11 protein-coding genes are annotated in these 12,206 nt (G+C 58.3%); 6 read left to right on the top strand and 5 right to left on the bottom strand.

Features of this window, described 5'->3' with window-relative positions; genetic code table 11:
* The first annotated feature begins 4 nt into the window (after positions 1-4).
* Complete coding sequence (locus E0F99_RS14255) at positions 5-688, top strand: ABC transporter ATP-binding protein (protein ID WP_083359455.1); 684 nt, start codon at positions 5-7, stop codon at positions 686-688.
* Positions 688-3,198, top strand: a complete 2,511-nt coding sequence (locus E0F99_RS14250; RefSeq protein WP_083359456.1) for an ABC transporter permease — start codon at positions 688-690, stop codon at positions 3,196-3,198. The genes E0F99_RS14255 and E0F99_RS14250 overlap by 1 nt, the downstream gene beginning before the upstream one ends.
* Before the next feature lie 41 nt (positions 3,199-3,239).
* On the opposite strand, the gene greB is transcribed toward E0F99_RS14250, so the two are convergent.
* On the bottom strand, positions 3,240-3,713 hold the full coding sequence (gene greB, locus E0F99_RS14245; RefSeq protein ID WP_083360479.1) for a transcription elongation factor GreB: 474 nt from the start codon (positions 3,711-3,713) through the stop codon (positions 3,240-3,242).
* 125 nt (positions 3,714-3,838) lie between these two features.
* A complete protein-coding gene (locus E0F99_RS14240; protein ID WP_083359457.1) occupies positions 3,839-4,888 on the bottom strand; it encodes a hypothetical protein in 1,050 nt (349 codons plus the stop codon).
* A 238-nt stretch (positions 4,889-5,126) separates the two neighbouring features.
* Here E0F99_RS14240 and E0F99_RS14235 point away from each other — a divergent pair, with 238 nt between their 5' ends.
* Genes E0F99_RS14235 through E0F99_RS14225 form a run of 3 tightly spaced genes read left to right on the top strand, consistent with a single transcriptional unit; the run spans position 5,127 to position 8,535 of the window.
* The gene (locus E0F99_RS14235; protein ID WP_083360480.1) at positions 5,127-6,053 is read left to right on the top strand and encodes an ABC transporter ATP-binding protein; all 927 of its coding nucleotides are present in this window, start codon (positions 5,127-5,129) and stop codon (positions 6,051-6,053) included.
* Positions 6,050-6,775, top strand: a complete 726-nt coding sequence (locus tag E0F99_RS14230; RefSeq protein WP_083359458.1) for an ABC-2 transporter permease — start codon at positions 6,050-6,052, stop codon at positions 6,773-6,775. Before E0F99_RS14235 ends, E0F99_RS14230 begins: the two co-directional genes overlap by 4 nt.
* Positions 6,776-6,789: 14 nt before the next feature.
* Complete coding sequence (locus E0F99_RS14225; RefSeq protein ID WP_083359459.1) at positions 6,790-8,535, top strand: Gldg family protein; 1,746 nt, start codon at positions 6,790-6,792, stop codon at positions 8,533-8,535.
* Positions 8,536-8,553: 18 nt separating this feature from the next.
* Here E0F99_RS14225 and E0F99_RS14220 read toward each other — a convergent pair whose 3' ends face one another.
* The 3 genes from E0F99_RS14220 to E0F99_RS14210 form a co-directional block, all read right to left on the bottom strand.
* On the bottom strand, positions 8,554-8,862 hold the full coding sequence (locus E0F99_RS14220; protein WP_083359460.1) for a hypothetical protein: 309 nt from the start codon (positions 8,860-8,862) through the stop codon (positions 8,554-8,556).
* 258 nt (positions 8,863-9,120) lie between these two features.
* On the bottom strand, positions 9,121-9,555 hold the full coding sequence (locus E0F99_RS14215) for a DoxX family protein (RefSeq protein ID WP_083359461.1): 435 nt from the start codon (positions 9,553-9,555) through the stop codon (positions 9,121-9,123).
* 103 nt (positions 9,556-9,658) lie between these two features.
* The gene (locus tag E0F99_RS14210) at positions 9,659-11,080 is read right to left on the bottom strand and encodes an MltF family protein (RefSeq protein WP_083359462.1); all 1,422 of its coding nucleotides are present in this window, start codon (positions 11,078-11,080) and stop codon (positions 9,659-9,661) included.
* A 236-nt stretch (positions 11,081-11,316) separates the two neighbouring features.
* On the opposite strand from E0F99_RS14210, the gene E0F99_RS14205 reads away from it, so the two are divergent.
* Positions 11,317-12,123 carry a TatD family hydrolase gene (locus E0F99_RS14205; protein ID WP_083359463.1) on the top strand — a complete coding sequence of 269 codons (807 nt, stop codon included), beginning with the start codon at positions 11,317-11,319 and terminating at the stop codon, positions 12,121-12,123.
* The last annotated feature ends 83 nt before the right edge of the window (positions 12,124-12,206 follow it).

The following is a 12,206-nucleotide window of genomic DNA, read 5'->3' as shown; positions in this document are numbered from 1 at the left end:
CTCCATGGGCGCAAGCATTCTCACCGCGCGAAACCTTAGCAAAGTGGTTCCCAGCGCGGAAGGTGAACTGACTATCCTGCACGAACTGAGCCTGGAACTGAACAAGGGCGATAGCCTGGCTATCGTCGGCAGCTCCGGTTCCGGCAAATCCACCCTCCTCGGCCTGCTGGCGGGCCTCGACCTGCCCAGCAGCGGTGAAGTCACCCTCGCCGGGCAAGCCTTGAGCACCCTCGACGAAGACCAGCGCGCGCGCATCCGCGCCGAGCACGTGGGCTTTGTCTTTCAATCATTCCAACTGCTCGACAGCCTCAACGCCCTGGAAAACGTCATGCTGCCGCTGGAGTTGGACGGCCGCAAAGACGCCCGCGAGCGCGCCAGGCACCTGCTGGAACGCGTGGGCCTGGGCGAACGGCTGACCCATTCGCCACGCCAGCTGTCCGGTGGTGAGCAACAACGGGTCGCCATCGCCCGGGCATTTGCCGCCGAGCCGGACGTGCTGTTCGCTGATGAACCCACCGGCAACCTCGACAGCCACACCGGTGAGCGCATCAGCGACCTGCTGTTCGAACTCAATAAAGAGAGCGGCACGACCCTGGTGCTGGTGACCCATGACGAGCGCCTGGCCCACCGTTGCCGACGCCTGATCCGCCTTGAAGCTGGCCTGATGGTCGCGCCCCTGGAGCCTTGATGGCACGTTTGCCGCTGTTGCGCCTGTTCAGCCTTGCCATGCGTCAACTGCTGCGCGACGCCCGCGCCGGCGAGTTGCGCGTATTGTTCTTCGCCCTGGTGGTGGCCGTGGCAGCCAGCACTGCCATCGGCTACTTTGGCGCGCGCCTCAACGGCGCCATGCTGTTGCGTGCCACCGAGTTTCTCGGTGCCGACCTGGTACTCGAAGGCAGCTCGCCCGCCCGGCCCGAGCAAATCAAATCCGGGACCGAATTGGGCCTGGATCACGCACGCATCGTCGAGTTCTCCAGCGTTATTGCCACGGATAACGGCATCCAACTCTCCAGTATCAAGGCGGTCAACGCGCAATACCCGCTGCGTGGCGAGCTGAAAAGTGCCGCAGAGCCCTTCGGTACTCAAACCCCCGGAGGTGGCCCCAAGCCCGGTGAAGCCTGGGTAGAAGCACGGTTGCTGACGGCGCTGAACCTGAAGCTCGGCGACAGCATTGATGTCGGCATGAAGACCCTGCATCTAACACGCATATTGACGTATGAGCCCGACCGCGCTGGCAACTTCTACAGCCTCACGCCACGGGTGATGATCAACCTGGCGGACCTGGACGCTACCGGCGTGGTTCAGCCCGGCAGCCGCGTGAGCTACCGCGAACTGTGGCGCGCGCCCCAAGGCAGTACGGCGCTGCAAACCTATCGCGACTTGGTCAAACCGGGCCTCGCCGCCAACCAGCGTTTGCAGGATTCGCGGGACGGCAACCAGCAAATCGGCGGTGCCCTGGGTAAGGCCGAACGCTACCTGAACATGGCCAGCCTCGTCGCAGTGCTACTGGCCGGGGTGGCCGTGGCACTGTCGGCCAACCGCTTTGCCAGCCGCCGTTTCGACGCCAGTGCACTCCTTCGCTGCCTCGGTTTGTCACGCCGCGAAGCGATGTTGCTGTTCAGCCTGCAACTAAGCGTGCTGGGCCTGGTAGCAAGCCTGGCCGGCGCCCTGCTCGGCTGGCTGGCGCAATTTGGCCTGTTCTATTTCCTGCATGACCTGCTACCGGCAGACGTGCCACCCGGTGGGTTGCTGCCGGCGGTGGCCGGCATCGGCACCGGGCTGGTCGCCCTTGCAGGCTTCGCCCTGCCGCCGTTGGCGGCGCTGGGCCGCGTGCCACCTTTGCGCGTATTGCGTCGCGACCTGCTACCGATCCCTTCCAGTACCTGGATGGTTTACGGCGCTGCGCTGTTCGCGCTCGGCCTGATCATGTGGCGACTGAGCCTCGATCTGGTACTGACCTTCGCGTTACTGGGCGGTGGTGTAGTGGCTGCGCTGATCCTCGGCGGCTTGCTGCTGTTGCTGCTGCAAAGCCTACGGCGCTTATTGGCGCGCGCTACCCTGCCCTGGCGCCTGGGCTTGGGCCAGTTGCTGCGTCATCCGCTGGCGGCGGCTGGGCAGTCCCTGGCGTTTGGTTTGATCCTGCTGTCCATGGGTTTGATCGCCCTGCTGCGCGGCGAGTTACTCGACACCTGGCAAAACCAGCTGCCCAAGGACGCCCCCAACTATTTCGCCCTGAACATCCTGCCAGCCGACAAGGAGGCCTTTGGCGCCCGCCTGCTGGACGTGCAAGCACAAGCGGCGCCGCTGTACCCGGTGGTGCCGGGCCGCTTGATCAGCATCAATGGCGAGCCGGTGCAGCAGATCGTCAGTAAAGACTCCAGCGGTGACCGTGCCGTGCAGCGTGACTTGAGCCTGACCTGGGCGGCCGACCTGCCGCCGGGTAATGTGCTGACCGCAGGTTCGTGGTGGTCGCAGCAACCGAGCGATGACATCCCGGGAGTGTCGGTGGAAGCCAAAGTCGCTGAAAGCTTGAAGCTCAAGCTCAACGATCATCTGGTGTTCACCGTCGGTGGAGAGAACCGCGAAGCGCGCGTCACCAGCCTGCGGACGATCAACTGGGATAACTTCCAGCCCAACTTCTTCATGATCTTCCAACCCGGTACCTTGAAAGACCTGCCCGCGACCTATCTGACCAGCTTCTACCTGGCGCCCGGCCATGACCAGCAGATTGTCGACCTGTCGCGAGCGTTTCCGGCGGTGACGATCCTGCAGGTCGAGGCCTTGCTGGAGCAACTGCGCAGCATCCTCGCCCAAGTGACCCTGGCGGTGGAATACGTGTTGTTGTTCGTGTTGGCTGCGGGGATGGCGGTGCTGTTTTCCGGCTTGCAGGCCACCCTGGACGAACGGATTCGCCAAGGTGCGCTGTTACGGGCGTTGGGTGCGGAGCGCAAGTTGCTGGTCAAGGCGCGGCGCATCGAGTTTGGCTTGCTGGGCGCGGTCAGCGGCCTGCTGGCAGCACTGGGCACGGAACTGGTGACATGGGTGCTGTACCGCTACGCGTTTGACCTGGTCTGGCACCCTCACCCGTGGCTATTGCTGTTGCCGGTGATCGGTGCCGTGCTGATCGGCGGTGCCGGAGTATTCGGTACGCGCCGTGCGCTGAATGCCAGCCCGTTGACGGTGTTGCGCGAAGGCTGAAACGACCGATGGCCAGCTCGCGTTAACGTGCCGGCCATCGTCTACTTCACATACTCGATACCGGTAATCCACCAGCACACTTCGCCGGTCGGGGTCTGCACGATGGCCTCATCGTCAACTTCTTTACGCAGCAGAGCCCGCGCCATCGGTGAATCGATGGAGATATAGTCCATGCGCTCATAAATTTCGTCATAGCCGACGATACGGAAACGCTTGGTTTCGCCCTGCTCGTTTTCGATATCGACCCACGCGCCGAAGAACACCTTCCCTTCCTGCTCGGGCATGTACTCCACTACCCGCATGTCTTCCAGACGCTTGCGCAAATAGCGCACCCGCCGATCAATCTCACGCAGCAGCTTCTTGTTGTATTGGTAATCCGCGTTCTCGCTGCGATCCCCCAGGGAAGCCGCCCAGGTCACCTTGCGGGTGGTGTCCGGACGTTTTTCACGCCACAGGTAATCCAGCTCTTTTTTCAGCGCTTCATGACCTTCTTTGGTAATCAGCTTGGTACTCAAACGCTTGCATCCCCAGGCAATGTCCAATGGTGCCGATACGCCGCGGCTTCATGCCTTGGCGTCGGCTGGCGAGGATTGATGATAAATGAACCGAGGAAAGTAGCCAGGTCGCAGCACACATTGATTCAGGCCGGGTCATCCAAGGTCTGATCCAGCTCAAGGAGCATGCCTTGCAGGCGCTGGCGCATACTCGACACCTGCGCCATCGCCGACGTCAACTTTTCGGCCTTCTGGCTGACCTCCATTCGATGATTATGCAACTGCGTATCGCGCTGCTCCAACTCACGGCTCTTCTGGTCCAATTCACCCTGAGCCTGCTGCAGTCGAGCCTGCCACTGCTCAAGCTCCTCTTCTCGCTCAATGACCACGCGTTTTTGTTGCGTCAGCTCTTGGGCAACCTTAGCGAGACTGGTCAGTGTGCTGTCAACTTCCAGCATCGATGCATGCTCCATCGGCGCGGGACGCTTCGCCAGCACGGGCTCACTTGGTTCACCAGGCTCAAATTGAGCTTGAGCGGGCGGCGCGCTGAATTCGCCCTGCGGCTCCATCACCTGCGCAACCTCGTCCATCTGCGCCGTCTGCGCGATCGCAATGGAAGGGGCCGACGGTTCTTCAACGATAGGCTCTCGAGCAGGCTGCTCGGCCGGCCGGAGCGGGTTCGAGATTTTAGGCGGCGAGACCGTTTGCGACGAGAAGCGAATGGACGGCACGATCAACGAAGCACTTTCTATAGCAGGCAATGCGGACGCAGACATGCCCAAGGTGATTACCTTCATCACCAAGGCCTTCTTGATGATCATTGAATGATGATCCTCCGGCCTCGCGGGCGGCAACTTGCAGCCTTTTAAATCAATGAAATGAAAGGGAATCGACGTCTCGATAACTGCGCCGGTCTTAGTGCCGGAAGCCGCCGCTGTCATCAGAATTTGCTTAAAGACCTGCATGGCTACTTGCAAGTCTTCCTTGGATTCAACACTGCCCAGAAAATACCGTTCGAGCTTCTTGCGTAACGCGGCGATATAGACCCTGGAGTTACCGGGCTCGGTCTCCTCATCCAGGCTGTAGACAAGAAAGTTGGAATCGGTTTGCGCGACAGCAAACCCGCAGAGCAGTGCACCGTTGACCGGAGCATCCTGAGCGCTGTGTTCAAGAGCAAGCGTGCGTAAAAGCATCATGGTATTCAGGCCTCATTCAAAAGAGTAAACCTTACATAAAGACCGGATAACACCCGACCATTAATAAGCCTCGGAAACAACGCAATTGTTTCAGCAAGTAAGGCCTCTTGACGTAGGAACTATCTGATAAACATGTCCCCACGTTCCCAATTCAAATGATTGAACGTAACCTTTCAGCACTCAACCGTTCATGACGGGCATATTTTCATACGCTCTGCAAAACTTATTCGGTAAAAAAATGCTCGAGATAAGCAGCCTGACAAAGTACCAGGGCAAAAGAACAGTCATCACCGATCTCTCATTTTTCGCCCAACGCCAGGAATGCATAGGCCTGTTCGGAGAGGATGGCGCAGGTAAAACAACACTGCTGAATTTGATAGCCGGGTTGGTGACGCCCTCTGGCGGGCATATCAACATCCAAGGGTTCGATACCCAAACCCATCCGCTTCAAGCGCGCAAAGCCCTCGGCTATCAACTCCAAGGGGGCCTGAGCCATCACACGATGTCCGTCAAGGGCGTGCTCAATTTCATGGCGGACATTCGAGGTTTCAGCGGAGCGGAAAAACGCAGCCGAGTAGATCGGGCAGCCATGCGCCTGGAATTGTCACGTGTGCTCAACGCGCCCATCGATACGCTGTCCCTCGGTTTGAAGCGCAAAGTCGCTATCGCCCAGGCGATCTTGCATACCCCCAGCCTGCTGCTGCTGGATGAACCGACTGAAGGGCTGGCGACAAATCAATTATTAAAGTTCAGGACGCTTATCCACTCCTTGACCGAAGAAATGACGGTGATCATTGCGTCCCGGCATTGCAATGAGCTGTCCAGTATTTGTACGCGCGCTGCGGTTATCGCCGGCGGCCGCCTGATGGCTGACACCCCATTACCCGACTTACAGCGCCACTCCCGGCATTTCCGGGCCGTCACTCTGGCGGCAGAAACACCTCTGGATTTACTTGCATTGGCCGTATTACCCGGCGTTGCGGGTATTGAAGAAGACCGGCATGCCCCCGGCACCGTAACGGTTCTCGCCATGCCGGGGCACAACATTTATCCCGCAATAAACGCACTTATTGCCAGCCGTGGCTGGAACATAACTTCACTGAATCTGGAGCCTGGGCGACTGAACGAAGTTGTTCATCATCTGAGCCAAGAGGTATCCATTTGAAAATGCTGCCCGTCATTTTTAAACGCCAGCTCACCAGTTACGCCTGCACACCAGGCACGTACCTGAGTGTTGCTGCTTTTCTGGTGCTGTGCGCCACCCTTGGGGTGTATACAAGCCAGTGGCTGGAACGCGACAGCGGCAACTTACAGGCCTTTTTCCAATTGCATCCTTGGCTCTACTTACTGCTGATTCCAACGTTATCCACGCAACTGTGGTCGGACGAGCGTACTGCAAGCCTACGCGACGTCATGAACACGCTGCCTATAACTACTTTCGAACGTGTCATCGGCAAATTCCTGGCCGCATGGGTCGTATGCGGTATCGCGCTGGTCTTGACTTTTCCGACAGTAATTGTCGCAAACTACTTGGGCCCTGCGGACAATCTCGTGATCACTTCTCAGTTGCTGGCCAGCGGGTTGCTGGCGGGCAGCTATCTATCTGTCGGCTGCTTCATTTGCGCCCTGACGCACCGCCGGGTGGTTATTTTTCTATTGACGCTGGGCTTGCTGTTTATCGCCAGCGTACTTTCGTCAGTTCTGGACTCACTTGAACATCAGGCACCTATCTGGGTTATCGACAGTTTGATGGCGCTTAACCCTATCTCGCGCTTCAGCACTATCGACAACGGTAAACTGACACTGCACGACAGCCTGTTTTTTATTAGCATCATCTTTGCCTTTCTGTCGGCAACGACCGTTATCCTCAATTACAAAAACAGTTGAGAAGGAAGCAACGTATGCGATCCGTCCTTCGTACGGGTATGACACTCGTGGTCATACTGTTACTTTTCCTGGCATTCAATCTGACTTGGGTAAATAACCTCCCCGATATCCGCTGGGATTTTTCACAACAAAAAGTTCACACGTTATCGCCCCCGGCACGGCAATTACTCACGACACTCGAGCATCCACTGGACCTGTATTACTTCAACTCAAATAATGACCCGAAGAAAAGCCAAGCACTAAAACGCTATGGTGAGCGTGTGGAAGACCTGCTGAAAGAGTACGAAAAAGCCGCCAAAGGCATGATTAACCTGCACGTGGTTGATCCAGCGCCTTATACAGAAGAGGCCTACAAAGCCGGTTTATTCGGTCTTGACGACACGCACGGATTTCTAGGCCTCATAGGTGCCCGTGCAGGCCAGGCTGCACAACGTATCGACGTATTTCGCCTCGACGATGAGCCACTGCTTGAGTATGAAATCAGCCACCTGATCTACACCTTGATGCACCCCGAGCGCGCCACTGTCGGTCTTCTATCCGGGCTCACATTGAATAAGCCTGCCGGGCAGGTGTTGGAGCAAATGCAGCGGCATTTCAACCTTATTGAACTGGCACCAGACACCGAACACATCCCTCAATCGATCGGAACACTGATGGTGGTGCATCCTCGCGCGTTGCCCGAGGCCACCCTGTACGCGGTTGAACAGTTTGTATTGGGCGGCGCCAAGCTGATGATGTTTATCGACCCCATGAGCGAGATGGATACGAGCGCTGCGCCGCAAGACCCGAAGCTGGAGGAGCTGCTGACCGCATGGGGCATACAGATGCCGACGGACAAACTACTGGTCGATAATCTCTACGCCTCATCGGCGTCGTTCGGCCCAGGGGAGCCGACCGTACTGCATCCGGCCCGCTTAAACCTGCCACGGCAGGCAATGACGGAGAATGACATCAGCGCCTGGAAACTGAACTCAGTAATCGTCTCGAGCAGCGGCGCACTTTCGCGGGTAAGAAAAAGTCGTACGACGCTCACCCCGCTGCTGCAAAGCTCCAGGCAGTCTGCGCTATTGGCCAGCCAGCGCTTTGCAGCCGCGACCGCGTTTGATTCACTGATCGACGAAACGTCCACTCACGGGCAACGCCAGGTGATCGCCGCTCGCGTTGATGGGCCGGCCTATTCGGCATTTCCCGACGGCATGAAAGGGCAAACAGTCGGTTTGCAAAAGGCTGCAAATATCCAGGTGGTCGTGGTCGCCGACACCGACTTACTGATGGACACCGTCATCAATTCTGCGTCCAACAGCAACCTGCCGTTTGTGTTGAATACCCTGGAGAACCTGGCGGTCCCTGATGTTCTCGCGAGCATTCGACCCCGTGCGATCGGCGGTCAACCGATGAACCCGCTGGAGTACATGCGCGAGACAGCAGAACAGACCTACACGCAAAAGTCCGCTGAACTTGAACGAAGGCTTGAGCGAACGGAACAGGAGTGGCAGCGATTGAATCCGCCGAACTCAAGCTTCGGTACCCATACGGTGGATAGCAATACCCAGTTGCAAGCGCTCAACAAGGAACGTCTGCGACTGCCCATGGAGCTGCATGCACTCAAAGTCGAGGCTTACAAGCAGGTGCATCAAGCGGAACGCCACCTCAAGCTGCTCATTATTGCTGCGGTGCCGCTGCTGTTATGCCTGATCGCCTGGGCAGTTTTCCTGTACCAGTGCCGACGTCGATCACCCACCAGCGCCTCACTTCGCTGATTAATTAACAACAATAGGTCAACGGCGAGCAATCAACCCTTGCCGGGCAATACGCGTCAGTTGGCGGATCACCTCATCGGCGTCGCCCGCACTGGGCGCCTGGATAACTGCCAGATCAAAGCTGTTACTGGCAAAGCGGGCCAGGGATTCGCCATCTTCGACAAATTGGATCAGGAACGCCGAAGGCCGCCCGGTGCGACGTGGCCAACCGTCCAGGTAACGCAACAGCGTCGGTTGGTGCTTGCCGCCCAGAAGAATTTTTGGATTGCGTTGAGTCAGGTCCGCAGTGATCGGGGCCAGGCATATGAGGGGGCGTAGTGCATTCATCGTGTCGTGTCTCTGCCTCAAAAGTCTGCGGGCAGGTGAGAGGCAACACCGAACCAGCGCTTTAGCGGTATTTCGAAGCCCGACTCTGATGAGTACACGCGTCTGTCGGGCTGCATTGAGACCCAGTGGCGCCCCGCAATTAGCTGTTTAAATCGGCGCATGAGCAGCATCCTAGAGAAGCCGGTGGGGCAGTGTCAAGAATCCCGAGCAACGAAAAAGCCCGCTCATGGCGGGCTTCTTCTGAGTTTTATCTGCGTATCAGCGGGCGATGGCACCGTCGACAGACAGTTTGCCCGCCCCTTCCAACATTACCGCCAGCGAGCCGCCAAGCAAGGCCAGTGCGAATTCATAACCGTTGTTGGCCATGAAAAGACCGTTATGGATATGCACCGAGAAGATTGCCACCAGCGACAGGAAGGTCAGCCCCAATGCGGCCGGACGCGCCAGCAAACCGATGATCAGTGCCAGGCCGGCGAAGAATTCCGTACCGCCTGACAGCACCGCCATCAGCGTGCCCGGCGTCAGGCCGAGGCTCTCCATGTACTGCGCAGTACCCGCCAGACCGTAGCCGCCAAACCAGCCAAAGAGTTTTTGCGAACCGTGGGCAGCGAAGATGATGCCGACAAAAATTCGCAGGACAGTCAGACCGTAACCGGCGCGGGTGGACAGGACTCGGTTGATCAGTGGGCTCATGCTGCTAATCCTTTTCAAAGTAGGGGTGGGTTGGCCGCTATATTAATCGGATAAGACAATGATAAAAGCGCAAAAAATGCCTAATTATTATCGATAAAACCGATTATTTGCGTGACGCGATTTTTGCCGTTACCGGCTCCAGCGACGCTCGCTCCCGATCGAATGCCAAGTAGTACTTGTTCACGCTATTAACATAGCTGACCCCGCCCATTCCCACCTGCTCCATGGCAATACGTTCAACCTGGAAGAACCACTGATTGGGGTTGAGCCCCCGACGACGAGCCTCTGCGCGCATACCTTGCACCCGCTCCGGCCCCATGTTGTAAGCCGCAAGCACGAAGGCCATGCGTTCACGCTCGTTGAGTTTGGGGCTGGCGAAAAATTTGCGCCGGATCATCGCCAGGTAGCGGGCGCCTGCCTGCACATTACTGTCGAGGTTCTCGATATTGTTGACACCCACACGCTGCGCCGCGGATGGCGTGATCTGCATCAGCCCCGTAGGGCCGCCGCTGTTGCGCACGCCGGGGTCAAGCGCTGACTCCTTGAACGCCAGCGCCGCCAGGTTCAACCAGTCCATGCCTTGCTCGCGGGCGTGCTTTTGCAAGACCGGGCGCAGTTTTTCCAGGCGCTGGCGGTCGGCACGTGCCAGCGGGTTGCGGACCTGATAGAGGCGTCGGTAGATACGCTGGAATGCCACGTCCTGATCGGCGGGCGTGTGATACGTCTTGAGAAAACGATCAATACTGGCCCGTAGCATCGAGGCGTCCTGGCGCACGAACCAGTACTCATCGCCTGGCTCACTGATCGCCACCTGCCGATCAAAACGCAACCTGGGCAGGATTTTCGACCAGCGCTCGGCAATCGGTTTCTCGACGATGGTGAGGTGAAAGATCCCAGCTTGAACCATCTCCAGCACATCTTCCACGGCCAACGTCGGATCGACCCATTCCACCTTCACCGGCGGCCGCTTGTGCAAAGCCAGTTGCTGGTTGACCTGGTTTATCGCATCCGCCGCCGCACTGCCGGTGGTCAACGCCAGCGTGCGCCCGGAGAGTTGCTCCAGCTTGGTAAAGCGCCGCTCGCCCTTGACGCCCACCAGCCAAAGCCGCACATCACTGGCTATTGGGTCACTGGTGCTGATCTTGTGCGCGGCCTTTACGTCCAGCAACTCACCGGGGGCGACCACGTCGCCTTCGCCACGCGCCAACGCGCCGAGCAGTTGGTCCTTGGCCTTGGGAATAATCTTGAGGTTGATTTCCTCACCGTCACGGGCGTGACCATTGAGGTATTGCTCAAAGGCGCGCAGGCGGTGGTACTCAACGCCGATGGCCTGGCCCTGCACCTCACCGGAGCTGTTACGGCTTTGATTGACCAGCACACGTAAGGTGCGGCTGGAGCGAATCTGCGCCAGGTCACGAACCTTGCCGGGCTTGGTCACTTCCAGCGGCCCGTCCAGACGTGCGACCGCTGCCATGGGCAGCAGTAACGTCAGGCACAACATAAGCAACGCCGAGGGTCGGATCATCCGCTCTCCGGAAAGAATACTGACCAGTGCCATCGTGAAAGACGCGGGACTGGGAGTCAGAAACAGAGCGCTTTATGCGCTGGCAAAGCGCGCAACGGTGGCACGATGGAAAGCGTATGGCCAACCACTATGTCACTTGCGACGTTCAAAGACAGCTATAACTCGTTGTAGTTCTTCGTTTTTCTTATAAATCTACAGCTCTGATATGCTTTCCGGCCGCAGGCGGAGATAGCACCATGCAACTCATTGATATCGGCGTCAACCTGACCAACCCCAGTTTCGACGAGAGGCACCAGGCCGTTCTCGACCGTGCCTATGCCGCCGGCGTGCAGCAATTGGTACTCACCGGCACCAGCGTCGAGGGCAGCGAACAGGCGCTGGAGCTCTGTGTAAAACTCGATAACAGCGGCCAGCGCCTCTTCAGCACTGCGGGCCTTCATCCCCATTCGGCCAGCGACTGGAACGGCGAAAGCGCACGGCAATTACGGGGTTTGCTCAACGAAAGCCGCGTGCGTGCGGTGGGCGAATGCGGGCTGGATTTCAACCGGGATTTTTCCCCGCGCCCACAGCAGGAAAAAGTCCTCGAAGAACATCTGGCGTTGGCCGTTGAGTTGAAACTGCCGGTGTTTCTCCACGAGCGCGACGCCAACCAGCGCCTGCTGGAGATCCTCAACGACTACCGCGACCACCTGACCGCCGCCGTGGTGCATTGCTTTACCGGCGAACAGCAAGCGCTGTTCAGCTACCTCGACCTCGACCTGCATATCGGCATCACCGGTTGGATCTGCGATGAACGCCGAGGGACTCACCTGCATCCGCTGGTCAGGGAAATCCCTCGCGGGCGTCTGATGCTGGAAAGCGATGCGCCCTACCTGCTACCGCGTACCCTGCGACCAAAGCCGAAAAATGGCCGTAATGAACCCGCCTACCTGCCGGAAGTGCTGCGCGAAGTTGCCTTGCACCGCAACGAAACGCTGCAAGACCTGGCCGCACACAGCACCGCCTGCGCCCGCGCCTTTTTTGGTTTACCTCAAGTGGATTGATGCGGCGCATTGACCCATGTCAAAACCGGTTTCCTGAGTAGCGGCACAATAATGGCACCTTGCCAATGCTGTTTCCGCTATCA

Origin of the sequence: Pseudomonas antarctica (genome assembly GCF_900624995.1) — a bacterium.
Lineage (GTDB): Bacteria > Pseudomonadota > Gammaproteobacteria > Pseudomonadales > Pseudomonadaceae > Aquipseudomonas > Aquipseudomonas antarctica.
Note: the sequence above shows the minus strand (reverse complement) of the source record. Positions and strands in the feature narration are given on the sequence as shown.